This is a genomic window from Actinoplanes sp. NPDC051343, from assembly GCF_044455125.1.
In the GTDB taxonomy this organism is placed as follows: Bacteria; Actinomycetota; Actinomycetes; order Mycobacteriales; family Micromonosporaceae; genus Actinoplanes.
The window spans coordinates 35,078-58,583 of sequence record NZ_JBITEL010000012.1 but is presented as its reverse complement, the minus strand read 5'-3'; the positions used below and the strand labels follow the sequence as shown (position 1 = coordinate 58,583).

Annotated in this window: 24 protein-coding genes; 8 read left to right on the top strand and 16 right to left on the bottom strand. The window is 70.3% G+C overall.

The window, feature by feature from the left end:
- Positions 1–39 precede the first annotated feature (39 nt).
- The 7 genes from ACIA5C_RS34085 to soxR all read right to left on the bottom strand — a co-directional run bounded on the left by ACIA5C_RS34085 (position 40) and on the right by soxR (position 7,047).
- Positions 40–735 (bottom strand): hypothetical protein, encoded by a 696-nt coding sequence (locus ACIA5C_RS34085; protein ID WP_396062407.1) that lies wholly within the window; start codon positions 733–735, stop codon positions 40–42.
- A 91-nt stretch (positions 736–826) separates the two neighbouring features.
- Positions 827–2,449 (bottom strand): cation acetate symporter, encoded by a 1,623-nt coding sequence (locus tag ACIA5C_RS34080; protein WP_396062405.1) that lies wholly within the window; start codon positions 2,447–2,449, stop codon positions 827–829.
- Positions 2,446–2,835 (bottom strand): hypothetical protein, encoded by a 390-nt coding sequence (locus ACIA5C_RS34075; protein WP_396062403.1) that lies wholly within the window; start codon positions 2,833–2,835, stop codon positions 2,446–2,448. Before ACIA5C_RS34075 ends, ACIA5C_RS34080 begins: the two co-directional genes overlap by 4 nt.
- Before the next feature lie 30 nt (positions 2,836–2,865).
- A complete protein-coding gene (locus ACIA5C_RS34070) occupies positions 2,866–4,464 on the bottom strand; it encodes a DUF4153 domain-containing protein (RefSeq protein ID WP_396062401.1) in 1,599 nt (532 codons plus the stop codon).
- Positions 4,465–4,528: 64 nt separating this feature from the next.
- The gene (locus ACIA5C_RS34065; protein ID WP_396062399.1) at positions 4,529–5,539 is read right to left on the bottom strand and encodes an ATP-binding protein; all 1,011 of its coding nucleotides are present in this window, start codon (positions 5,537–5,539) and stop codon (positions 4,529–4,531) included.
- On the bottom strand, positions 5,536–6,246 hold the full coding sequence (locus ACIA5C_RS34060; protein ID WP_396062894.1) for a response regulator transcription factor: 711 nt from the start codon (positions 6,244–6,246) through the stop codon (positions 5,536–5,538). Before ACIA5C_RS34060 ends, ACIA5C_RS34065 begins: the two co-directional genes overlap by 4 nt.
- A 360-nt stretch (positions 6,247–6,606) precedes the next feature.
- On the bottom strand, positions 6,607–7,047 hold the full coding sequence (gene soxR / locus ACIA5C_RS34055) for a redox-sensitive transcriptional activator SoxR (RefSeq protein ID WP_396062397.1): 441 nt from the start codon (positions 7,045–7,047) through the stop codon (positions 6,607–6,609).
- A gap of 47 nt (positions 7,048–7,094) precedes the next feature.
- On the opposite strand from soxR, the gene ACIA5C_RS34050 reads away from it, so the two are divergent.
- On the top strand, positions 7,095–7,778 hold the full coding sequence (locus ACIA5C_RS34050) for a thiamine pyrophosphate-dependent enzyme (RefSeq protein WP_396062395.1): 684 nt from the start codon (positions 7,095–7,097) through the stop codon (positions 7,776–7,778).
- Between the two features lie 5 nt (positions 7,779–7,783).
- Positions 7,784–8,659 carry a transketolase family protein gene (locus tag ACIA5C_RS34045; RefSeq protein WP_396062393.1) on the top strand — a complete coding sequence of 292 codons (876 nt, stop codon included), beginning with the start codon at positions 7,784–7,786 and terminating at the stop codon, positions 8,657–8,659.
- A gap of 20 nt (positions 8,660–8,679) precedes the next feature.
- Here the strand turns inward: ACIA5C_RS34045 and ACIA5C_RS34040 are convergent, their stop codons facing one another.
- Together ACIA5C_RS34040 and ACIA5C_RS34035 are read right to left on the bottom strand one after the other, a co-directional pair.
- The gene (locus ACIA5C_RS34040) at positions 8,680–9,162 is read right to left on the bottom strand and encodes a hypothetical protein (protein ID WP_396062391.1); all 483 of its coding nucleotides are present in this window, start codon (positions 9,160–9,162) and stop codon (positions 8,680–8,682) included.
- A 58-nt stretch (positions 9,163–9,220) separates the two neighbouring features.
- Positions 9,221–10,351 (bottom strand): acetyl-CoA C-acyltransferase, encoded by a 1,131-nt coding sequence (locus ACIA5C_RS34035; protein ID WP_396062389.1) that lies wholly within the window; start codon positions 10,349–10,351, stop codon positions 9,221–9,223.
- 35 nt (positions 10,352–10,386) lie between these two features.
- On the opposite strand from ACIA5C_RS34035, the gene ACIA5C_RS34030 reads away from it, so the two are divergent.
- Positions 10,387–10,791 carry a PH domain-containing protein gene (locus ACIA5C_RS34030; protein WP_396062386.1) on the top strand — a complete coding sequence of 135 codons (405 nt, stop codon included), beginning with the start codon at positions 10,387–10,389 and terminating at the stop codon, positions 10,789–10,791.
- An 86-nt stretch (positions 10,792–10,877) separates the two neighbouring features.
- Here ACIA5C_RS34030 and ACIA5C_RS34025 read toward each other — a convergent pair whose 3' ends face one another.
- Positions 10,878–11,792 (bottom strand): rhomboid family intramembrane serine protease, encoded by a 915-nt coding sequence (locus ACIA5C_RS34025; RefSeq protein ID WP_396062384.1) that lies wholly within the window; start codon positions 11,790–11,792, stop codon positions 10,878–10,880.
- A gap of 23 nt (positions 11,793–11,815) precedes the next feature.
- The gene (locus ACIA5C_RS34020) at positions 11,816–12,340 is read right to left on the bottom strand and encodes a peptidylprolyl isomerase (protein ID WP_396062382.1); all 525 of its coding nucleotides are present in this window, start codon (positions 12,338–12,340) and stop codon (positions 11,816–11,818) included.
- A gap of 162 nt (positions 12,341–12,502) precedes the next feature.
- Between ACIA5C_RS34020 and ACIA5C_RS34015 the strand changes: the two genes are divergently transcribed.
- Positions 12,503–13,102: a hypothetical protein gene (locus ACIA5C_RS34015; protein WP_396062380.1), complete on the top strand. Its 600-nt coding sequence runs from the start codon at positions 12,503–12,505 to the stop codon at positions 13,100–13,102.
- Between the two features lie 46 nt (positions 13,103–13,148).
- Here ACIA5C_RS34015 and eccB read toward each other — a convergent pair whose 3' ends face one another.
- From eccB to ACIA5C_RS34000, 3 genes are all read right to left on the bottom strand, one after another.
- Positions 13,149–14,534 (bottom strand): type VII secretion protein EccB, encoded by a 1,386-nt coding sequence (eccB, locus tag ACIA5C_RS34010; protein WP_396062378.1) that lies wholly within the window; start codon positions 14,532–14,534, stop codon positions 13,149–13,151.
- A 42-nt stretch (positions 14,535–14,576) separates the two neighbouring features.
- Positions 14,577–15,638, bottom strand: coding sequence for a magnesium/cobalt transporter CorA (gene corA / locus ACIA5C_RS34005; protein ID WP_396062892.1), 1,062 nt, complete (start codon positions 15,636–15,638; stop codon positions 14,577–14,579).
- A gap of 161 nt (positions 15,639–15,799) precedes the next feature.
- Positions 15,800–16,894, bottom strand: coding sequence for a PLP-dependent aminotransferase family protein (locus ACIA5C_RS34000; RefSeq protein WP_396062376.1), 1,095 nt, complete (start codon positions 16,892–16,894; stop codon positions 15,800–15,802).
- Positions 16,895–17,036: 142 nt separating this feature from the next.
- Here ACIA5C_RS34000 and ACIA5C_RS33995 point away from each other — a divergent pair, with 142 nt between their 5' ends.
- The 3 genes from ACIA5C_RS33995 to ACIA5C_RS33985 are packed head-to-tail and all read left to right on the top strand — an operon-like array spanning position 17,037 to position 19,553.
- Positions 17,037–17,768, top strand: coding sequence for a sugar phosphate nucleotidyltransferase (locus tag ACIA5C_RS33995; RefSeq protein ID WP_396062374.1), 732 nt, complete (start codon positions 17,037–17,039; stop codon positions 17,766–17,768).
- Positions 17,756–18,814, top strand: a complete 1,059-nt coding sequence (locus ACIA5C_RS33990; protein ID WP_396062372.1) for an iron-containing alcohol dehydrogenase family protein — start codon at positions 17,756–17,758, stop codon at positions 18,812–18,814. The genes ACIA5C_RS33995 and ACIA5C_RS33990 overlap by 13 nt, the downstream gene beginning before the upstream one ends.
- A 16-nt stretch (positions 18,815–18,830) precedes the next feature.
- Positions 18,831–19,553, top strand: coding sequence for a CDP-alcohol phosphatidyltransferase family protein (locus tag ACIA5C_RS33985; RefSeq protein WP_396062370.1), 723 nt, complete (start codon positions 18,831–18,833; stop codon positions 19,551–19,553).
- Positions 19,554–19,629: 76 nt separating this feature from the next.
- On the opposite strand, the gene ACIA5C_RS33980 is transcribed toward ACIA5C_RS33985, so the two are convergent.
- Positions 19,630–21,096 (bottom strand): arylsulfotransferase family protein, encoded by a 1,467-nt coding sequence (locus ACIA5C_RS33980; protein ID WP_396062368.1) that lies wholly within the window; start codon positions 21,094–21,096, stop codon positions 19,630–19,632.
- 121 nt (positions 21,097–21,217) lie between these two features.
- A complete protein-coding gene (locus ACIA5C_RS33975; RefSeq protein WP_396062366.1) occupies positions 21,218–22,414 on the bottom strand; it encodes a glycosyltransferase family 4 protein in 1,197 nt (398 codons plus the stop codon).
- Between the two features lie 80 nt (positions 22,415–22,494).
- Between ACIA5C_RS33975 and ACIA5C_RS33970 the strand changes: the two genes are divergently transcribed.
- Positions 22,495–23,355, top strand: a complete 861-nt coding sequence (locus ACIA5C_RS33970) for an Fpg/Nei family DNA glycosylase (RefSeq protein WP_396062364.1) — start codon at positions 22,495–22,497, stop codon at positions 23,353–23,355.
- Positions 23,356–23,506: the final 151 nt, after the last annotated feature.

Here is a 23,506-nt window from a genome sequence, read left to right as displayed (position 1 = left end):
TAAGCAGGGGCGATCCGGACCCGAACGTACCGGGCGTGATCATCCCACCCGTTCGATGATCGCGTGCCGGATGAGGAACTTGCCGTCCTCGTGGATCTGGTTGAACGCGGCGTCGTTGAGCAGGGCACAGGAGCCCGAGGGGCCGGTGACCTTGACGGTGATGCTCTTGTTGTTGTCGGTGTTGGTCACCTTGAGCGTGGTGCCGACCGGGAAGGTGCCGCTCGATGCGGCGGGCGCGCCGGCCTCGCCGGAGAGCGTCACGGTGTTGCCCTTGCAGACCACCTCGCCCGCGCCGCTGCCGTTGCCCGCGCTGCCGTTGCCCGCGCTGCCGTTGCCCGCGCTGCCGTTGCCGTTGCCGGAGCCGGCGGTCGGCGGCGTGGTCTGCTGCTGCGCCGGGGGAGCCGCCGGCGGCGCGGCCGGGGCGTCATTGTTGGCCGGCGCGGCCTCGGTGCACCCCGCGGCCTTCCGGGTCACGTTGATGTTGTCGATGACCTGACGGCGGTTCTCGATGTTGGCCGCCGACACCCCCGTCGGATGTGCCTGCTGATCGGCGATGAAGTTCAGATTGTTGCGAATTGCCTGATCGAACCCGGCGCACGCGGTGGCGTTGTTCTCGGCCGCCCCGCTGACGCCGGTGCTGATCGCCCAACCGCCGCCGACGATCACAGCCGCGGCCACACCGATGACCACCTTGCGCGTCCGGCTCGACATCCGGTTCCGACGGTTTCGGTACATTGCCGCTCCTCCAGTAGTGATCGATCGGTCCAGCACCGATCACTACGAGGCGGTCGTCGACGACGGATGAGATCCGCTGCCTTAAACATCCTTAAATCCGAACCGCCTCCGGCGCATGCAGCCGCAACATGGTCGCCCCGATGTCGCGCGGCACCCGGCGCGCGGTCAGCAGCGAACCACCGATCATCACCAGGAACGCCAGCGGCACGGTCCACGCCGCGGGCTGGCCGATCACCTCGGCGACCCATCCGTGCAGCGGCGGGCCGAGCACGGTGATCATGACGGCGGCCATCGACGCGCCGCCCCCGGCCAGCACCCCGGCCACCGCGCCGACGTCGGTCAGCCCGCGCCACCAGATGCCGAGCACCAGCAGCGGGCAGAAGCTCGACGCCGCGACCGCGAAGGCCAGCCCCACCACCCGCGAGACGTCCATGTCCGACACGTAGAGCGACAAGCCGATCGGCAGGGCGGCGGCCAGCACGGTGGCGAGCCGGAAGTCGCGCACCGAACCGCCGCGCTCGGCGTGCAGCACGTCGGTGAAGACCACGCCGGCGACGCTGGTCAGCAGGCCCGACGACGTGGAGAGGAAGGCGGCGAGCGCACCGGAGGTGACCAGGGCACCGAGAAGACGGCCGAGATGGCCGCCGCCGAGGGCGGCCTCCGGCAGCAGGAGTACGACCGCGTCGGTGCGACCGGTCATCAACAGTTGCGGGGTGTAGATCCGGCCGAGGACGCCGTACAGGGTCGGGAGCAGATAGAAGAGGCCGACCAGGGCGAGCACGACCAGGGTGGTGCGCCGGGCCGCCGCGCCGTCCGGATTGGTATAGAAACGGACCAGCACGTGCGGCAGGCCCATGGTGCCCAGGAACGTCGCCAAAATCAGCGAATAGGTCGAGAACAGGCTGTCGTCACCACCCGGCCGCAGCCAGTTGACGCCGAAGGTCGCGTCGACGGTGCTGACCTGCGGCACCGGGTCGCCGGCCGCGAAGTCGAGCTGCTGTCCCTTGTGCACGATCACGCCGTCGACCAGCGCGTCCTGGTTGAGGACGACAGTCGTCGCGGCCGGGAAGGTCAATCCGGCCGGCGGAGTCAGGGCCGGGCGGGCATCCGACTGCCACTGCAACACCAGGAAGATCACGGGTACGGCGAGCGCGGTCAGCTTCAGCCAATACTGAAAAGCCTGCACGAAGGTGATCGCCCGCATCCCGCCGAGGGCCACGTTCGCGGTCACCACCAAGCCGACCAGCAGGGCACCCCACGCGTACGACCCGCCGGTCACCGTGGTGAAGGTCAGGCCCGCGCCCTGCAGCTGGGGCACCAGATAGAGGCAGCCGATGAAGACCACGAAGACGGTGGCCAGCCGCCGCAACGGACGCGAGCGCAGCCGCACCTGGCAGAAATCGGGCAGCGTGAACGCGCCTGAGCGGCGCAGCGGGGCGGCCACGAACAACAGCAGAGCCAGATATCCGGCCGCGAACCCGACCGGGTACCAGAGCACGTCGACGCCGTACCGCAGGACCAGCCCGGCCACGCCGAGGAAGGAGGCTGCCGAGAGGTATTCGCCGCTGATCGCGGCCGCGTTCCAGGACGGGCTCACCGACCGGGAGGCGACCAGGAAATCCGAGGTGGTGCGGGCGAATCTCAAGCCGTACACGCCGATGCCGACGGTCACCAGCACGACCAGGAGCAGGCCCGGGACGACGTACGGGTTCACGGCTCGGGCCGGCGGACGACCGCGACGAAGTCCTGCTCGTTGTGTTCCGCCCAGCGCACGTAGGCCCACCCCACCCCGGCCAGGAACGGGAACGACAGCACCCCGAGCAGCAGCCACGGCAGCTCGATGCCGAGCACCTTGACCTCACCGACCGCCGGCGCGACCGCGAACAGCAGCGGCAGGGCGCCGAGCGCGGTGACCACGACCAGCGCCATCCGCAGGGCGAGCGCGAGCTGGGCGCGGACCAGGCCTTTGATCAGCGCCTCACCCACCGGAGTCAGTTCCGCGAGGTCGGAACGGGCACGATCCTGGGCGGGGCGGCGTGCGGCCACCTCTCCCAGGACCACACGGGTACGCCGTGAGCCCGCGTCGTCGTCGCCGTTCATGCCCGGAGTCTTACCGCCCGGGCCGAGATGTCAAGGGCGGCTGCGCCTCATGACCCGGCGCGCCTGCTCCCGGCCCAGGTTCCACTGCCGCCAGTCATCCGGATCGGCCAGCTGCCGGCGCAGGTCGGTGAGCAGCCGGGCTTTCGTTTCTCCGTCGGCGTACCTGTCGACCGCGGGCACCGCGTCCGGCGACAGGCCGCCCAGGTAGTCGACGTCGACCGTCCGGCTCTGCCGCAGGTTGTGCCCGGCGATCAGCGCGTCCGGGTTGGCTGCGGCCAACCCGAGCAGCGCGAGCACGCCGGCCGCGATCGCCGCCCGGGGCAGCCACGGCGCCCGGATCCACACCCCGGCCACCAGCACCATGACCAGCACCAACCCGAACCAGCCCTCGCAGCAGGCGACCAGCAGCCGCAGCCGGGTCAGCCCGTACGTGTCGGTGTAGACGTGGATGCGCAGCAACGCCGAGGCGACCACGACCAGGGCGAGGACCGCCAGCGTGCCCAGGATCGAGCGCAGCAGTACCCGATCGGGGGTGGTCGTGCGCGGCGCCCAGCGGGCGGCCCCGGCCAGCACCAGCACGGTCAGCGCGGTCACGAAGGAGAGCTGCCAGAACCCGCCCCGCGCGTAGTCGGCGTAGGTCAGCCCGTCGGTGGTGCGGACGTGCCGGTTGCCGCCGAAGAGAACGGTCAGCTGCACGGCCACGAACGCGGCGAACAGCAGCACCAGCAGTCCGAGCGGCACCGCCCACTCGATCCGGCTGACCTTGCGGCCCTCGGTGCGGTCCAGCTTGGACAGGTCGGGTGGCGCGGCTCTCAGGTATGCGGCGCCGGCCAGCAGCGGGACGGCCACCACCAGCACGAAGATCCATCGAGCGACCGTGCCGCCGTCGATCGTCGGAATCACCGAGTCGAGCACGTCGGCGAACGCGTCGTCGGCCGAGGCGAAGAGCGCACCGAAGACGATCAGCAGCGCGGCCGAGACGGCGACGGTGGCCACGATGCGTACGCGGGGAGAGCCGCCGGCCGGCCGCCTCGCCCGCACCAGACCCCGGGCGACCCAGGGGAGCGCGCGAAGCGCGGCGACCGGGCCCATCAGATAGCCGGTCGCGATCGCCCGCATCGAGCGGCCACCGGCCAGCGCCAGCGTGGTCGTTGCGGTGGCCACCGCGAGGCAGAGCAGGAACAGCCAGCCCGCCGAGCGCACCGTGCCGACCGCGAGCAGGGCGACGGTCGCGCCGGCCCAGCAGTAGCGGTCCCACCCCGGCCCGGTCGCGGGCTTCTCCGGCCCGGTCGCGGGCGGCTTCTCCGGGCCGGTCGCGGGCGGCTTCTCCGGGCCGGTCCTGCGCTGGGGAAGCGGCGCGGGAAGACCGGCCGGGTGGCGCTCGGGAATCGCCCGGGCCACGATCAGCGCAGCGGCGCCGGCCACCGCGGTGACCAGCCAGCCGATCCCCGCCCGGTCGAGCGGCAGGCTGATCGCGGCGACGACCGCGCCGGCGCCGATCGCCAGCAGGGTCACCGGTCCGGCGGGACGACCGGCGCCGGGCCAGCTTCGCCACCACAGCGTGGCCGCGGGCCACGGGCCGTGCAGGGGCGGCGCCGGTTGCGGCACTTTGGTCGGGGCGACAGTCACTGAGACCTCCGTTTTCGGGCAGCCTTCATCGGCCCGGGAGCACCGGGCGGAGAAGGTCGGAAAATCAGGCGGATTGCAGGGGCAGCGTCACCTGCATGTGGCAGCCGTGCTGGTCGCGGCCGGGTTCGACGACGGCGATCGTGCCCTGGTGCAGCTGGATCACCCAGCGGGCGATGGCCAGGCCGAGACCGGTGCCGCCACCGGCCGCCCGCTCACCCCGGGTGAAGCGTTCGAAGACCCGGTCGCGCTCGGCGGCCGGAATGCCCTCGCCCTCGTCGGCCACCGCGAGCAGCAGAAAGCCGTCGCGGCGCTCGGCCCGCACGACGACCGTGCCGGCCGGCGGGCTGTGCCGGGCGGCGTTGTCGAGCAGGTTGGCGAAGGCCTGGTGCAAGCGTTCCCGGTCGCCGTGCACGACCACCGGCTCGGCGGAAACCAGGAACTTGACGTCGCGTCCGGCGCCGGTGGCGTTGACGTTGGCCTCCCGGACCACGTCGTCGAGGAAGGACGGGATGTCGATGTGGGTGCGTGTCATCGGGACCACGCCGGCATCGACCCGCGAAAGGTCGAGCAGCTCGGTGACCAGCCGGCCCAGACGCTCGGTCTGGGTCAGCGCGGTCTCCATCATCGCGGGATCGGCCGGGGCGACGCCGTCGACGATGTTTTCCAGAATCCCCTGGAGCGCGGTGATCGGCGTACGCAATTCGTGCGAGACGTTCGCGATCAGCTCTCGCCGCTGACGGTCGGCGGCCGCCAGGTCGGCGGCCATCTGGTTGAACGCCTCGGCCAGCTGACCGACCTCGTCGCGCGAGGTGGCCCGCACCCGGCGGCTGTAGTCGCCGTGGGCCATCGCCTGGGCGGCCGCGGTCATCTCGCGCAGCGGCGAAGTCATGCCGTGCGCCAGGACCTGCAGGGTGAGCAGACCGACCACGACCCCGGTCATCGCGGTCCACTTCGGAAACCAGCCCTGCCAGGCGTAGAACCAGGCGGTCGCGGCGGCCCCCGACCCGAGCAGGATCATGCCGATCTTGACCTTCATGTTGCGGACCGGGTCGAGCGGCCGGGGCAGGCGGATCACTTCTCCACCTCCAGCGCATAGCCGACGCCGTGCACCGTGCGGATCAGGTCGGAACCCAACTTGCGCCGCAAGCCCTTGATGTGGCTGTCGACCGTGCGGGTGCCCGAGGCGTCCGCCCAGCCCCAGACGTCGGCCAGCAGCCGCTCCCGGGGCAGGACCGTGCGCGGGTTGGCGGCCAGGTGCACCAGCAGGTCGAACTCGGTCGGCGTCAGATGCGCCTCGACACCCGCCCGCAGCACCCGCCGCTCGGCCTGATTGATCTCGAGGTCGCCGAACCGCAGCGTGGGCGGCCCGGCCGGCACGGACGTGACACGGCCGGCCCGGCGCAGCAGGGCGTGCACGCGGGCGGCCAGCTCCCGCATCGAGAACGGCTTGACCATGTAGTCGTCGGCGCCGACCGCGAGCCCGACGAGCAGGTCGGTCTCGTCGTCCCGCGCAGTCAGCATGAGCACCGGCACCGGCCGCTCGGCCTGAATACGCCGGCACACCTCGAGGCCGTCGAAGCCCGGCAGCATGATGTCGAGCACTATCGCGTCCGGTGGCGTACGCCGGGCCGCCGCGACCGCCCCCGGCCCGTCGGCCGCCACCTGAACCACGAACCCCTCGGCGCGCAGCCGAGCCGCGACCGCGTCCGCGATGGTCCGCTCGTCCTCGACGACGAGGATGCGTCGCTCAGCTGTCTCCACCCGCCCACCTCCGACCTGCATCAAACCCTGTTCGGGCAACCCGGTCGGTGCGCCCCCGTGACTCACCGGCCGAATCTGAAGCGGGAGCCTATTGACCACCCGTGCAGGCGCGGAGGTGAGTTTGTGAACAACCTGTGGAGGAGTGGGGTGTGCTCAGCCGATCCCGTACGCGCGGTAGACGGTGACCTCGGTGTAGGCGCCGGCGGTGGTCGTGGCGCGGACGCGCAGCGAGACGCGGTGCGAGAGTGTTCATCTGTCCCCGTTGGACATCGACAAGTGTGCAGAGGTCATGCCACGAGCGACGCGCCGTTCCCGTATCGTCCTTTCGGACGATACGGGAGATCCCCGGCCGGGGCGTCCTGAGGCAGGCCCCGGATTCCCCTAGTCGGGCGGGTTGAGCAGCATCTGCGCGCCGGCGCCGCGCGCGGCCAGCCGGTCCTTCGGGTTGATCAGGTTGCACCGCTGCATCGACAGGCATCCGCAGCCGATGCAGCCCGTCAGCTGGTCGCGCAGCCGTTCCATCAGCGTGATGCGGGCCTCGAGTTTGCTCCGCCAGTGCTCCGACAACCGCGTCCAGTCGGCTTTGGTCGGGGTGCGGTTTTCCGGCAGCGACGCCAGCGCCTCGCGGATCTCGTCGAGGGAGACCCCCACCTGCTGGGCGATTTTGATGAACGCGACCCGGCGCAGTTCGCCCCGTTCGTACCGGCGCTGGTTGCCGCCCGTGCGGCCGGCCCGGATGAGGCCCTGCCGCTCGTAGTAGCGAAGCGCCGAAGGCGCGACGCCGGCCCGGACCGCGAAATCACCGATCGTGAGCGTGTCCATCACACCGCCCTTGAGTTGAAGTGCAGTTTAAGTTGCAGCCTATCTCCATGACAGTGATGACAGCTCCCACCGACCGGCTCCAGGCGCTCATCCGGCGGATCACCGGCGACCAGAAGCACGCACCCAGCGCGCACTCGACGCTCGACGTGCTGTGGGTGCTCTACGACAAAGTGTTGAGGATCAGGCCGGACACAGTAGACGAACCCGACCGTGACCGCTTCCTGCTTTCCAAGGGCCACGGCCCCGCCGCCTACTACGCGGTCCTGGCGGCCAAGGGCTTCTTCCCGGTCGACTGGCTCGACGGCCTCGGCACCTGGGACAGCCCGCTCGGCCACCACCCCGACCGGGTGCTGATCCCCGGCGTCGAGGTCGGCACCGGGTCGCTCGGGCACGGGCTCGGCCTGGCCGTCGGCACGGCGCTCGGACTGCGGGCCCAGGGTTACCGCGACAGCCGCACGTTCGTCCTGATCGGCGACGCGGAACTGGACGAGGGCTCCAACCACGAGGCGATCGCGTACGCGGCGGCGACCGGGCTGCCGCTGACCGCGATCGTGATCGACAACCAGTCGTCAACCCACGGCTGGCCGGGCGGGATCCCCGCCCGCTTCCCGGGCTGGGTCACCGCGATGGTCGACGGCCGGGACCACGACGAGATCGAGCGCGCGCTGCGCATCCGCCACTATGACCGGCCCAACGTGATCGTGGCCGTCGTCGAGTCGAAGCGAGGCTGAGAACGATGCGGGACACCTTCGTCACCACCGCCACCGACCTGCTCGACGAGGATCCGCGCACGGCCCTGGTGCTGGCCGACATCTCGGCCGACGCGTTCGTGCCGGCCATGCGCCGGCACCCCGACCGGGTGGTCAACGTGGGGATCCGGGAGCAGTTGATGACCGGCGTCGCGGGCGGGCTGGCGCTGACCGGGCTGCGGCCGTACGTGCACTCGTACGCGCCCTTCGCCGTCGACCGGGCGTACGAGCAGATCAAGCTCGACCTCGGGCACCAGGACGTCGGCGCGGTGCTGGTCAGCATCGGCGCGTCGTACGACGCGGCAGCGGAGGGCTACACCCACCAGTCACCGGGCGACGTGTCGCTGCTGGACACGCTCGAGGGCTGGACCGTGCACGTGCCCGGGCACCGCGACGAGGTGCCGGCCCTGCTGCGGGCGGCGGCCCGACACGACGACCGGGTCTACGTGCGCCTGAGCGAGCAGGAGAACTCGCGGTCCTACCCGGACGCGGCCCGGTTGCGCGTGATCAAGCGGGGCGGACCGCTGGTCGTCGCGGTGGGCCCGATGCTCGACCCGGTGCTCGAGGCGACGCGCGACCGCGACGTCACCGTCGCGTACACCAACACGCCGCGCCCGATCGACGTCGACGGCCTGCGAGCGCTCGCCGAGGGCGAGGTCGTGCTGGTCGAGCCGTACCTGGCCGGCACCTCGGCGCACCTGGTGCAGGCCGCACTGGCCGATCTGCCGCACCGGGAACTGCACCTGGGCGTCGGTCGCCGGGAGATCCGGCACTACGGCTCGTGGCGGGACCACGCCCGGGCGCACGGCCTCGACGCGGCCGGTCTGCGCAGGTCGATCGACGCGTTCCTCGGGTGGACCTGACCTTCGCCCAACGGCGTGGGTCAGGCAGCAGCGACCGCGGGCCGGCGCATCGGCTGAGCAACGGGGGCGGGTGCGACGGCCCGCGGGTGGTGGAACAGGCCGCGGAGCAGTTCGTCGACATGCCGGACCGCGTCCGCGTCGCTGAGCCGCATCCGGAAGCGCTCGCGCACCCCGTCGACCGCGGTCGCCGCCACCTCGAGCGACGACCGGCTGAGGTCCGTGCTCCAGGTGACGTTGGTCAGGTGGCGCAGGTTGGCGTTGAGGTGCAGACGGAGCCGGTGGAGCACCTTGGTCTCCTGGGTCACCACCAGGCGGCGCTGGGTGAGCAGCAGCAGGAACTCCCCGGACAGGGGCGCTTCCGGCCGCAGGCAGCGGGCGACCAGCACGGTGGTGTCGTCCGACTCGATGCAGCGGCGGAGGATCGGCATGTGCCGGCTCACGGTCGGGATGGCCACGCCGGCTTCGGCGGCGGCGGGAAGGAACGTACGGGAGAAGACGTCCATGTGGCGTTTAACGGTGACCGCCCGGGGAAGCATCGGGGGCCCACGGATGAATGTCGAATTACATTAGTTCGACAATCGTTGCGTTCGCCATTCCGCCGCCCTCGCACATGGTTTGCAGGCCATAGCGGGTGTTCGTCTGTCGCATGTGGTGCAACATCGTCGTCATCAGCCGCGCGCCGGACGCCCCGAGCGGGTGACCCAGGGCGATCGCGCCACCCCGGGGGTTCAACCGCGCGGGGTCGCCACCGGTCTCGGCCAGCCAGGCGAGGGGCACCGGGGCAAACGCCTCGTTCACCTCGTATACCCCGATGTCGCTCAGCGCGAGGCCCGACTTGCGCAACGCCTTCGCGGTGGCCGGAATCGGCGCGGTCAGCATGATCACGGGGTCGTCGGCCGCCACCACGGCGGTGTGCACGCGGGCCAGCGGCCGCAGGCCGTGCGAGGCGGCGAAGGAAGAGGTCGTGACCGCCAGGGCGGCCGAACCGTCCGAGATCTGCGAGGCCGACCCGGCGGTGACCACGCCGTCGGCCTTGAACGGCGTCTTCAGCTCGCCGAGCTTGACCAGTGAGGTGTCCCGCCGGATGCCCTCGTCCTGCTTGACCCCGGCGACCGGCTCGATCTCGGCGTCGAACTCGCCCGCGTCCTGCGCCCGGGTCGCCGCCGCGTGGCTGGCCAGCGCGTACTCATCCAGCTGGGTGCGGCTGAAGCCCCACCGCGCGGCCATCATCTCGGCGCCGACGCCCTGATTGAACTCAGTTTTCTGGTAACGGGAGAAAACCGCGGAACCGTAGGGATCGGCGCCGGCGGCGCTGGAGCCCATCGGCACCCGGGTCATCGACTCGACACCGCCGGCCACCACCAGGTCGGCCTGCCCCGAGATCACGGCGGCGGCGGCGAAGTGCAGCGCCTGCTGACTCGACCCGCACTGCCGGTCGAGCGTGGTGCCGGGCACCGACTCGGGCCACCCGGCGGCCAGCACCGCGTTGCGCCCGATGTTCCACGACTGCTCACCGACCTGCGACACACAGCCCCAGACCACGTCGTCGACATCGGCCGGGTCGAAGCCGGTGCGCTGCTCGAGCGCCCGCAGCACGTGTCCGGCGAGATCGACCGGGTGCACACCGGCCAGGCCACCCTTGCGCCGGCCGACCGGGGTCCGGACCGCGCCGACAATCACCGCATCACGCATGGTTCGACGTTAACCCCGTTTGCCATAGTGATCGCATGCAGTGGCGCATCAAGCCGGTCCTGCCGGTCACCAAGGGGATGGGCGCGGTCGCGGTCGTCGTGCTCGCGGTCGCTTTCGCCGGCCGCGACCCGGTCCGCTGGGCGCTGGCCCTGGTGGTCGGAGTCCTGCTGGCGGTCTGGGCGGTGCGCGATCTCATCGCGCCGGTCCGCCTGGCGGCGGACGCCGCGGGCGTCACGGTGATCACCGGGTTTGCCCGGCGGCGGCACCTGCCGTGGGCTCAGATCGAGCGCGTACGCGTCGACGTGTCGAGCCGCCGCGGCCTGCGCAGCGAAATGCTCGAACTCGACGCCGGCGAGTCGATCTTCCTGTTCAGCGCGCACGAGTTGGGCGCCCTGCCGGAGGAGGTCGCCACCGCCCTCGGCGACCTTCGAAGCGCCTAGGGCCTGTCCTGCCGATCACGAGGGGCTGCGCCGGCTGGACCACGCCTCGCTCCCGCATGATCGGCAGGACAGGCCCTAGACAGGCCCTAACTGCCCAGCAGCGACATCGTCCGGAGGACGGTCGCGACGATCAGGATCACCACGACCACGCCGCAGCCGGCCGCCTGGACCGTCGCGCGTCGGTTGGCCGGGGCGTACGCCAGCACGGCCGCCACCACCCCGCCGGTAGCCAGGCCGCCCAGGTGCCCGGCGATCGAAAGGTTGGGTATCGAGAAGGTGATCACCAGGTTGACCACGAGCAGGGGCACCAGCTGCGCGATCTGCAGTCCGAGCCGTCGGTTGACCACGATGGCGGCGAGGAAGAGGCCGAAGATCGCGGTCGAGGCGCCGGCCGTCTGCTGATTGGGTGCGGTGAACAGATAGGCCGCGACGTTGCCGCCGACCCCCGCGATCAGATAGAGCGCGGTGAACCGCACCGGCCCGAGGGCCGCCTCCAGATAGCGGCCGAGCTGCCACAACGCCCACATGTTGGTCAGAATGTGCAGCAGGCCGTAGTGCAGGAACATGGCGGTGATCAGCCGCCACCACTCGCCGGCCGCGATGCCGTGCATCGGGCCGGTCAGCGTGTACGACGCGTAGCCGAGCACCGCACCCGCGCGGGTGACCGAGGTGTCCGAGCCGATCAGGCCGCCGAGGCCGCCCGCCCCGAACAGTGCGCGACCGCCGCCGACCGCCGCCGACGCGAGCATCACGAGCACGTTGATGCCGATCAGCGTGCGGGTCGCATAACCCGCGCGGCCGACTCCGCTACCGCCGAAGGCGGTGCGGGCCGGCCGCTGCGTCCGCTTTCCTTGCGCCACGCACTCCGGGCACTGATGACCGACCGACGCCTCGTTCATGCAATCGGGGCAGATCGGACGATCACATCGCGTACACCGGATGTAGGTCTCCCGGCCCGGGTGCCGGTAGCAGACCGGAGCCGTGGAGGGGGCCTCACTCATGGCGTCAAAGGTACGTCACCCGGTCAGGCGCGTTCGATCTCCACGCGCTCGACGACGACGTCCTCGCGGGGACGGTCGCCGGGACCGGTCGGCGTGGTCGCGATCGAGTCGACGACCTTGGCCGACTCCTCGTCCGCGACCTGGCCGAAGATGGTGTGACGACGGTTCAGGTGCGGGGTCGGGGCGACCGTGATGAAGAACTGCGAGCCGTTGGTGCCCGGCCCGGCGTTCGCCATCGCGAGCAGGTAGGGCCGGTCGAACTGCAGCTCGGGGTGGAACTCGTCGCCGAACTGGAAGCCCGGGCCGCCGCGGCCGGTGCCGGTCGGGTCGCCCAGCTGGACCATGAAGCCGGCGATGACCCGGTGCGAGATGGTGCCGTTGTAGTACGGTCCCGACCCCTTCTGACCGGTACGCGGGTCGGTGTACTCCTTCGTGCCCTCCGCAAGCTCCACGAAGTTGCGCACGGTCGCCGGCGCGTGGTCCGGGAAGAGCTGCAGCCGGATCGGGCCGTGGTTGGTGTGCAGGGTGGCGTAAAGCTTCTCGGCCACGGGTACTCCTGTCTGTGTCGCGGTCGCCGCTCCGCTCAGCCGGAGGGACGATGGGACAGTTCTTTACAGTTCGGATCCTCCCCCATGTGCCTGATCCGGCAGCGCGGGGGTACCGGTAGAGGGCAACATTGCGTGGAGGAAAACCACAGGAGGTGGGCACTGGTGTTCGCAACGACGCGCCGCAAGAGCCGCAGTAAGCGGATGAAGACCGAGCTCGGCCAGAGCGTTGATCACTTGAAGCGCGCCGCGACGCTGGCCGCACAGGAGACCAGCGCGACGGTCGGCCCGAGGCTGAACGCCGCCGTCGACCGGGTGCAGCCCGCCGCGGCCAAGGCCAAGGGTGCGGCCTCGAGTGGCTGGGACAGCGCCCTGGCAACGATCACCCCGCTGGTCACGGCCGCGACGGACAACGTCCGGCAGACCGGCAAGGTGAGCAAGCGGCAGGCCCGCAAGACCGCCAAGGAGAACCAGAAGAAGGCCCTCAAGCTGCAGAAACGCGCCAACAAGGCGATGGGCCGCAAGCAGCGCAAGGGCCGCGGTTCGAAGATGCTCGGCCTCGCGCTGATTGGCACCGCGGTCGGCGTCGGCGCGGCGTACGCGTCGAAGCGGCGCAAGACCGCCCAGTGGGACGAGTACGAGCCGGCCGCCCCGATCGGCACCACGCAGGTTGTGGGGGCGGACGACGCCACGTTCGAGCCGACCCAGCCGTCGACGACGCCGAACGGCACCGCGTCGGACACGACGCAGCACACCCCCCGGTAACAGGCACGAGCGTACGGAAAGGCAGGCGCCGAAATCGGCGCCTGCCTCAGCCCTGTGGATCGGTGCGTCGCGCTTGTGCCGGATCGAGTGAGGGGCCCCGCGGCAGCAACGCGACCAGCTGAGACGGCACGGTCTGCGGCTTGACGCCGGTGTAGCCCAGCTTCGGCAGCAGATCGCGGCTCGCCAGCGTGTAGAGCCGGCCGGTGTCGGTGACCACACCGACCGTTCCGCTGCCGGCCGGCGCGCTCGCCGAGGCCGAGGCGACCACGACCGCGCCCCGGCCGCGCGCCACGTGCACCAGATCGGCCCGGTTGGTGTCGGCCGCCGCCGCGACGCCGGCCACGGCCACCCCGGTCGGCGCGTTGGGGGCGACCCGCACGCCGGCACCCGTCTCGGTGTCGATCGGCAGCGTCATGCAGACCTTGGCCGGGACCTCGAACACCTCGGGTACGGTCGCCGGAAGGCCGTTCGGATCGTTGGCGTCGCTGAGCCGGGTGCGCGAGCCCGGCAGCTTGATGAAGTCGGCTCCGATCTCGGCCGGCGCCTGGCGGGTGGCCACCTGCTCCAGCTTGGCCTGCAACGCGGTCACCACGGCGAGGCCGTCCGGCATGATCACGCCGAACTGGTCGCCGTTCTTCACCAGCCGGCCCACCCGGTATTTGTCGACCACGGTCGACCCGCCGGACTGCGGCACCACCGGCGCCCGCAGGTCGGGGCCGGCCGGCACCGCGTTGATCCAGGCGGCCGAGACCGGCCACGGCGTCTGGCTGCCCAGGCTGAGCGCCCGCAGCGTCTGGTCGGAACCGATCTCGGGCACCTGGAAACGCCGGTTGTCGTAGACCAGGAAGATGTTCTGCCCGGGATCGACGACCAGCAGCCCCCGGTTGGCCTTGGCGGCCACCGTGCCGTCGGTCAGCCGGTCGCCGACCAGCAGCGTGCTCTGCGGAGTGCCGCCCGGCCCCTTGTCGCTGCAGACCGACCAGCGGTCGGTGATCAGGTCGCCGGGGGCCGGGAGCGAATCGGGCGCGTTCGGAATGCCGAGCGGGGCGCCCAGTTGCACCTTGGCCAGCTTGTCCGAGGCGACGCTGACCAGGTTGGGGGTCTGGCCGGCGCTCAGCAGCAGGCCGGACGAGTAGTTGAGCACCGGGTGCAGCCGGCCGTCGGACGCCAGGTAGACGAACCGGGCGCCGGTGCCCTTCTCCTGGAAGACGACGTCGGGATTGGTCGGATCGACGGTGTTCTGGCCGGTGAAGATGCCGTAGAGCCCGGCCGCGCCGACCGCGATCGCCGCGATCAGCAGGCTGACCAGGGCGGTCGTGCCGGCCCGGCGCAGCGGCGAGCGGGACGGGTCGGGGTCGTGCGTGACGAGCGCAGCCACCACGCGCTGCAGCGAGTATTGGTAGCTGTGGAGCTGGTCCTGACGCGACGGCACCGGTTCACTCTAGGTGCATGCGTCGATGGCCGGCTGCCCGCCTCAGAGCCACCCGTTGCGGCGGAACGCCCGGTAGAGGAAGACGGAGATCACCAGCGTGACGGCCATCATCGCCGGGTAGCCGTACGGCCAGTCACGCTCCGGCATGTACTTGAAGTTCATGCCGTAGATGCCGGCGACCGCCGTCCACACGGTCGCGATGCCGGCCCAGGCCGCGATCTTGCGCATGTCGTTGTTCTGGTCGATCGAGACCTGGGCCAGCCGGGCCTGGAGGATCGAGTTGAGCAGGTCGTCGTAGGACGACACCTGCTCGACCGTGCGGGTGAGGTGGTCCTGCACGTCGCGGAAGTAGCGCCGGATCTCGTTGGGCACGAGGCCGCTCTGCTTCGATGCGATCGCGGCGAGCGGCCGCTGCAGCGGCGCCACCGCGCGGCGGAACTCGACGAGTTCCCGCTTCATCTGATAAATCGCCTGGATCGGGCTGCCGGCGTCGCGGGAGAAGACGCCCTCCTCGATGATGTCGAGGTCGGCCTCGATCTGATCGGCCACCTCGAGATAGAGGTCGACGACCCGGTCGGTGACCGCGTAGGCCACCGCCCACGGGCCCTGCTCGAGCAGGATGCCGCGCTCGGTCTCCAGGTTGTGCCGCACCGGCCCCAGCTCGGACGCGTCGCCGTGCCGCACCGTGATGACGAACCGGTCGCCGATGAAGATCATCATCTGGCCGGTCTCGACCACCTGCGAGGTCTCGGTGAGCTCGCGGTGCGGCACATAGCGAGCGGTACGCAGGACCAGGAAGTGCACCGGTCCGAACTGCTCCAGCTTGGGCCGCTGCTCGGCCTTGACCGCGTCCTCCACCGCCAGCTCGTGCAGGCCGTACGTGTGGGCGATCCCCGCCATCTCCTGCTCGCCCGGTTCGTGCAGGCCGAGCCAGACGAACGCGCTCTCGTGCTCGCGGGCGACCCGCAGAGCCGCGTCGGGGGTGTAGTCGCCCTCCTGGCGCTTGCCGTCGACGTAGACGCCGCAGTCGACGACCGAGCTGCCGTTGGACCGGCCCGTGTTGTCGCTGCCCTCCCGCTCGGCGGTGCCGAGGATGCGGTTCATCGCACCGGCGAGGGCCCGCGACAGCGGCTTGCTCCGGCCCCAGCTGTTTTCGCGCTCCGCCACGACAACCTCCCCCACACCGACGACGAGCCCGCATGAGGCTACTTCACCGCCGGTGCGGTGCCGGGCAGGCTCAGCAAACCTGACCGGCACCTCGGAAATCAGGCCCGGACCTCGTCGATGGCCTCGGCCAGCCGGCGTACGCCCTCGTCGATCTGCTCGACGGTGACGGCCGAGTAGGCCAGCCGAACCGAGTTTTTCCCACCTTCGAGCAGGAAGTCGCTGCCCTTGACGATCGCGACGCCCTTCTTCATGGCGGCCGGGAACAGCTTGTCGACGTCCACGTCGGCCGGCAGGTCGATCCAGAGGAAATAGCCGCCGTCCGGCTCGGTGAACGTGGCGCCCGGGATGTGCTTGCGGATCGACTCGCCGAGGACCCGCACCCGCTCGCCCAGCGCGGTGCTCACGGTCTGGATCGAGCGCTCGATGTCGCCCGACACGCAGAACTGGTGAACGATCGCCTCGGAGACCATGCCGGGCGAGATGTAGAGGTTGGTGGCCTTCTTGGCGATCGCGTCGATCAGCGCGGCCGGGCCGACCAGGTAGCCCACCCGGACGCCCGGGCAGACCGTCTTGGTGAAGCTGGAGGCGTGCACGACGGTGTTCTCGGTGTCGAGCGAGAGCATCGACGGGAGCTTCTCGCCGCGGAACCGGATGTCCGCGTACGGGTCGTCCTCGAAGATCGTGAAGCCGAACTCGGCGGCCAGCGCAAGCAGCGTGCGCCGCTTCTCCTCGGAGAGCGTGATGCCGGCCGGGTTCTGGTAGTTGGGGATGATGTGCGCAATCTTGGGGCGGACGCCCGACTCGAGCAGCGCCCGCAACTCGTCGGTGTCGATGCCGTCGGGCCGCAGGGTGACCTGGTGCACCTTGGCGCCCTGCTGCTGCAGGCTGAGCAGCGTGCGGTCGTAGGTCGGCTTCTCGACTACGACGTCGTCGCCCGGCTGCACCAGGTGGTTGAAGAGGAAGGCGTCGGCCTGCAGAGAGCCGTTCGTCACGATGACCTGGTCGGCCGAGACGCCGTGCTTCTCCGCGATCCACTTGCGCAGCGGCACATAGCCGACGGAGGTGCCATAAGCGGTCATGCCTGCGGGATCGGCGTCGAACGCGCGCGTGGCGGCGGCCTTGAGGCCCTCGACGTCGATGATGTCCAGCGACGGAGCGCCCCGGGCGAAAGAGATCAGCTGCTCAGCGGTCATGCGCTAAAGCTTACGAGCAGCCTCTGTAGAATATTTCGGCACCCGCGCGGGTCGCTCTGCCAGCCAAACCGTAGTGCAAGACAGGCAGGACTATCCTCGCGAGGCACGCCTGTGCGTAACCCCTCGATAGGAGCCCCACCCCATGATCGGTCTTGTGCTCGCGGCCGGCGCCGGCCGCCGCCTCCGCCCATATACGGACACGCTGCCGAAAGCGCTGGTCCCCGTGGACGGAGACACGACGATCATGGACATCTCACTCCGCAACCTGGCCGCGGCCGGGCTGAACGAGGTGACGATCGTCGTCGGCTATTGCGCCACTGCCGTCGAGGAGCGTGTCCCGGCGTTCCAGGAGAAGTACGGCGTCAAGATCAGCCTTGTGCACAACGACAAGGCCGAGGAGTGGAACAACGCGTACTCCCTGTGGCTCGCCCGTGACCACTTCGCGCAAGGCGCTCTGATGGTCAACGGCGACACCGTGCACCCCGTGTCGGTCGAGCAGACCCTCCTTGCAAATCAGGGGCCGAGCATTCTGCTGGCTGTCGACACTCTCAAGAAGTTGGGTGACGAGGAGATGAAGACCGTCTTCTCCGAAGACGGCCAACTCGCCAAAATCACGAAGCTGATGGAGCCCGACGAGGCGCACGGGGAGTACATCGGCGCCAACATCATCGAGGCCTCGGCGGCGTCCGCGCTGGCCGACGCTCTCCAGGCGACCTTCGAGCGCGACCCCAACCTCTACTACGAGGACGGCTTCCAGGAATTCGCGAACCGCGGCGGCGAGGTGCGCTTCGCGCCGATCGGCGAGGTCGACTGGGTCGAGGTCGACAACCACGACGACCTGACCAAGGCGCGGGGCATCGCATGCCGCTACTAGCGCGCAGCATCCAGACGCCCCTGCACATCGATGTCCGCCGCGGTGCGGTCGCCGATCTGGGGCGCATCCTGGCCGACGGGCGCATCTCGGCCGGTGGCGACGTGGCGGTCGTGGTCGGGCCCGGCCTCGGCGAGCGGGTGGCCGAGATGATCCGGCCGTCGCTCTCCTCGGCCGATGTCTTCACCACCAGCGGTGGCACCCTCGACGCCGCGCTCGAGCTCGCGGCCAAGCTGCGTTCCCGGCCCTACGACGCGGTCGTCGGCATCGGCGGCGGCACCACGGTCGACACCGCGAAATATGCGGCCAGCCGCTGGGGCCTGCCGATGATCTCGGTCGCGACCAGTCTGGCCAACGACGGCATCGGCTCGCCGGTGGCCAGCCTGATCAACGACGGCATCAAGGGGTCGTACGGGGTGCACATCCCGTTCGGCGTGGTCGTCGACCTCGACTTCGTGGAGAACGGCCCGGAGCGGGTCAACCGCGGCGGCATCGGCGACGTGATCAGCAACATCAGCGCGCTCGCCGACTGGGAACTGGGCCGCCAGGTCCGCGACGAACCGGTCGACGGCCTCGCCGCCTCACTGGCCCGGATGGGCGCCGAGGCCGTGCTGTCCATGCCCGGCGACATGTCGGACGACGCGTTCGTCACCGTCCTCGCCGAGGCACTGATCTCCAGCGGCCTGGCCATGGCGGTGTGCGGCAGCAGCCGGCCGTCCAGCGGCGGCTGCCACGAGATCATGCACGCGATCGACTCGCTCTTCCCGGGCACCGCCTCGCACGGCGAGCTGGCCGGCCTGGGCGCGCTGTTCTGCACCTTCCTGCGCGGCGACGAGCCGCGTCTCGCCCAGATGTCGGACTGCCTGGCGCGGCACCAGTTGCCGCGCCGGCCGTCCGACGTCGGGCTCACCGATGAGCAGTTCGTCGAGGCGGTCGGGTTCGCGCCGCGCACCCGGCCGGACCGCTACACGATCCTGGAGCATCTCGCGATGACTCCGGACGAGACCCGTCGAAAGCTGGCCGACTATGCCCGAGCCATCGACAACTGACCGGACTGCGAAGCCGGTGGCCACCTCGGCGTCGCCCGGGCGTAACCCGACCGCGGCAGACTATTACGCCGTGAATCGTGGTGGCGGCCTGTTCAGCGAGGCGCTGAGTCAGCGGATCGGCGCTCGCATCGCCTATGCCGCGCACCGGCGCCGCCTGGTGCCGACCGTGCTCACGGTGGTCAACCTCGGGCTCGGCTGCCTGGTCTCGTTCGTCGTGGTGGCCGCGGCCGGTCCGGTCGCCGACGGCCGCGTCTGGGCCTGGCCGATCGGCCTGCTCGCGCTCGTCGGCTGGCAGCTGGCGTACGCGTTCGACTGCTCGGACGGCCAGCTGGCCCGGGTGACCGGCCAGAGCAGCAGCGCCGGCGGCCGCCTCGACGTGCTGTGCGACGTCGCGGTGCAGATCGCCCTGGTCTCGGCGGTCGCCGCGACCGCGAAGGCGCAGGTGCCCGACACGCCGGCCTGGCTGCTGACGGCGTTCGCCGGCACCTGGATGGTCAACCTGGTCACCTCGGTGATGCAGCACGGCGACCAGGCGGCGAGCATGGTGACCAGCCGGTCGCTGCCGGTGCGCCTGGTCAAGCTGGTTCGCGACTACGGCTTCGTGATCTTCCTGGCCGGTCTCGTGCTGACCGTCATGCCGCAGTGGACGGTCTGGTTCGTTGCGCTCTTCACGCTCGTCAACGCCGGTTTCCTGGCCGCCAGCGTGGTGTTCACGGCCCGCGACGCCCTCAAGGCATGAAAGAGGCCCGGCGGGAGCGCCGGGCCTCTCCTTCCGTACGCCTGGTTTCCGTACGCCTGGCTTTCCGTACGCCTGGTCAGGCGCGCACCGGGATCGCCGACGAGGTGCCCAGCACCTTGCCGGTCGAGTCCAGTGCCTCGGCCACGACGTACTCCGGCGTGCCCGAGATCTGCATGGTGGTCTCGAAGCCGTCGCGGTCGGCCTCGACCGGCGGCCCCTGCAGGGCTCCCGGCTGGGTGCCGTAGTTGGCCCGCCACTTGGTGACCTTGGTGGTGCCGTTCCAGCTCGTACTGACGATCACGTTGCCGTTCTCGGTGCGCAGGCCGAGGGCGGGCTGGTCGAGCGGCTGCCCGCTCCACTCCGCCTTGTAGGCCCGGTAGGACTGGTTGTCCTTGGGCAGGTTGCCGGCGAGCCGCACGGTGCCGTCGGCGCTGTGCTCGGTGAAGTAGGGCATCTGGCCCCAGCCGATGAACGAGCCGCCGTCGAGCAGTTCGCGGAAGGCGCCCTGGGTCGGGGCCGACAGCTTCTGCGGGTGGACGTATTCCTGGACGAAGGTGCAGGTCTTGGCCGCCTCGTCGAGCTTGAACACGAGGCCGCGGGAGTATTCGTGCACCGGCTTGCCGATGCCCGCCCCGTTGTCGAAGACGCTGTAGCTGCCGTCGCGCCGCTGGCGGAAGTCGTGCTGCCAGGCGAACGCCGCCTTCTCGTCGATCTTGAAGTCGGACTTCTTGCCGCCGAGCCGCCACATCAGCTCGCCGGACTTTCGATTGATCTTGAAGGTCGTCCACAGGTGCCGCGACGACGCGATGATGTTGCCGTCGGCGGCCAGGCCGACCGAGTTGGCGTGGAAGTAGTCGTACGGCAGGTGGGCCGACTCGCCCTCGGGCAGCGGGGCGTACGAGTCGGCGGGCTGGACGTGGTCGCGCGCCTTCCACTGGAAGAGCAGCTTGCCGGTCGCGATGTCGATCTCCTGGATCACCCCGTCGAACAGCACGCCGTCCTTCGGGCCCCCGAGCGAGGTCAGGTCGTACGGCACGCCCTGGTAGACCCAGAACAGCGCGGTATTTTGTCCAGTGATCACGAAGTCGTGCTGGTCGGCCTGGTCCGAGCCGGCCGCACGCACCCGCGTGATCTCCCGGTAGGCCTCGTCGGCGATCACGAACTCGCCCTGGCCCACGCCCTGCCCTCCGGTGCCGCCGATGGTGCCTTCCCACCACGTCAGCACGGGCTTGTTGCGGTACTGCTGGGCCTTGAAGTCGATCGCCACGGTGGCCGGGTCGGCCACCTTCTTGAACCAGACCGGCGAGCCCTTGTCGTCGACGATCAGGGGTCCCCAGAGCCCGGCGCCGGAGGCCGGAGTGAGAAAGATGTAGCCCGGAGCGGTTCCATTGGCCTGGGTCGTGATCGTCACGTCGGGCAGGGTCCGCAGATCGGGCCGGGAGCGGTACTTCGGCGGACCGGCCTGTGCGGCCCCGGTCGCGCCGACCGCGGGCGCCGCCGCGGTGTTGGTCGATTTGTCGGCGATTGCGTAACCGACGCCCACGCCGGCCCCACCCACTACGGCGGCGGCACCAACGCCGAGCAGGAGGTTTCTACGTGAAACGCCGGATTTTACAGGTGCAGGTTCCGTCACGGTGCCCAGCATTCCCCTCTTCGAACAAGATCTACCTCGACGGTTGATCGGAGTTCGCTGTGAGCCCGGTGTAAATACCGATAAGCCGCACGGTCAGTACGTCCGGATGGAAGAACCGCAGGTAGCGCTCGCGCGCGGCGGGACTTCTCCGGTCGGCCTCGGCGCGGGCGATCGGCAGTGCGGCGGCGAGCGCCGCCGCGTCCGGCTGGACAAGCCAGCCGGCCCTCTCGGAGGCCGGGCTCTCGTCCACCCCCAAGAGGTACGGGATACCACCAACAGCGGTCCCCAGCACCGGACGACCCGTCGAAAGGGCCTCGAGAATCACCGTAGGGAGTACGTCGTTCCACGTCGGGACCGCGACCACGACCGACGCCGCCCGGCGCTCACGCTCCATCTCGGCGCGGTCCAGGCCGCCGAGATAGGTCACGTCGGAGCGCTCGGCGGCCGCCTTCTCGGCCAGCGGACGCAGTTCGCCGTCGCCGGCGATCCGCAGCGGGCCCAGCGAGCCGTCCGGGTGCCGCTGCCAGGCGTCGAGAAGCAGGGGCAGCCCCTTTTCCGGCGACAGGCGGGCCGCGTACAGGAAACCGGCACCCAGCGGAGGGGGATCGCCGGGATCCGGCAGGCCGTTGGGTTTGATCTCGATGTGCTCGTCGGGGATGCCGTAGTCCCGCAGGTGCGCGGCGATGCGATCGGTGAGCGCGATGTAGCGGTCGACCGAATGCCAGGTCGGGCGATGCACCGCGAGGGCGGTCGCCATCAGAGCGCTCTGAGCGGCCGAACCGCGATAGCACTTGTGCCGCACAGCGGGCCATCCGACCAGCTTGCCGCGGCAGTCGGTGCAGTTGTGGCCGTCCCGGAAGTAAAGGCCGGACGAACACACCTGGCGGTAGTTGTGGACCGTCTGCACGACCGGCACCCGGTGGGCATGCGCGGTGCGGATCACCCAGGGCGAGAGCAACGGGTACGGATTGTGCAGGTGCAGCACGTCCGGCCGCTCGCGTTCGAGCAGCTCAGCGAGGTCGCGCTGGGCCGACCGGCCATAGATCGGCGAGATCGGGAGCAGGGCCTTCTCGGCTGCCGGTAGCTCGCCGATCGAGTCCGAACTGCGTTGAAACGGGAACACTTCGACCCCGGCCGCCCGCAGCTGAGCAATCTCCGTATCGACGATGACGTTCTCGCCGGACGGAATCGCCTCGCGGTACCGGTTGTGCGCAACGACCACCTTCACGCCTGCGAACGCTACCGTTGGCGCGATCGCCGCCGCTCATCAGGCGATCGCCGCGGAGCGGAGCGGAGCATAATTGCTCAGTGCCCGAACTCCCCGAGGTCGAGGCGCTCGCGGCCTACTTGCGTGAGCGCGCGGTCGGCCACACCGTGCAGCGCTTCGAGGTGTCCTCGTTCAGCGCCCTGAAAACCTACGATCCGCCGGCGTCGGCCGTCGCCGGCCTCGAGCTGACCTCGGCCGGACGCCACGGCAAGTTCCTCGACGTCGGGCTCGGCTCCGATCTGCACCTGGTCGTGCACCTGGCCCGCGCGGGCTGGCTGCACTACCGCGACAGCTTCAAGTCGCCGGCCCCGCTCAAGCCGGGCAGCGGCCCGATCGCCATCCGGGTGCGGCTCGACGACGAGTCCGGATTCGACCTGACCGAGGCCGGCACCCAGAAGTCGCTCGCCGCCTATCTGGTGCGCGACCCGGCCGAGGTGCCCGGCGTGTCCCGCCTCGGCCCGGACGCGCTGGCGGTCTCCCGCGACGAGTTCGCCGCTCGCATCAAAAGCCGGAACGGGCAGATCAAAGGCGTGATCGTCGACCAGGAGGTGCTGGCCGGCATCGGCAACGCCTATTCCGACGAGATCCTGCACGTCGCCAGGATGTCGCCGTTCGCACTGACCGGAAAGCTGACCGACGAGCAGCTCACCACGCTCTACGAGGCCATGCGCGAGGTGGAGACCGACGCGGTGGCCCGCTCGGTGGGCCAGAAGGCGGCCGAGCTCAAGGGGGAGAAACGGGCCGGGCTCCGGGTGCACGCGCGCACCGGGCTGCCCTGTCCGGTGTGCGGAGACACGGTGCGCGAAGTGTCGTTCGCGGACAAAAGCTTGCAATACTGCGCGACGTGCCAGACCGGGGGAAAGCCGCTGGCCGACCGCAGGCTCTCCAAGTTGATCCGTTAGCGTCTATTCAGTCACGCTGCGTATCGGTAGGGAGACATCGGTCTCGGCAGCGGAAAGCGGGCACTACGTCAGCTTCTCTCCGCACGTTCCATCGGTATAGTGGCTCGGTCCCACGTAACGTCCGCGCGTACGGGTAACGGCTTAGCGGCCG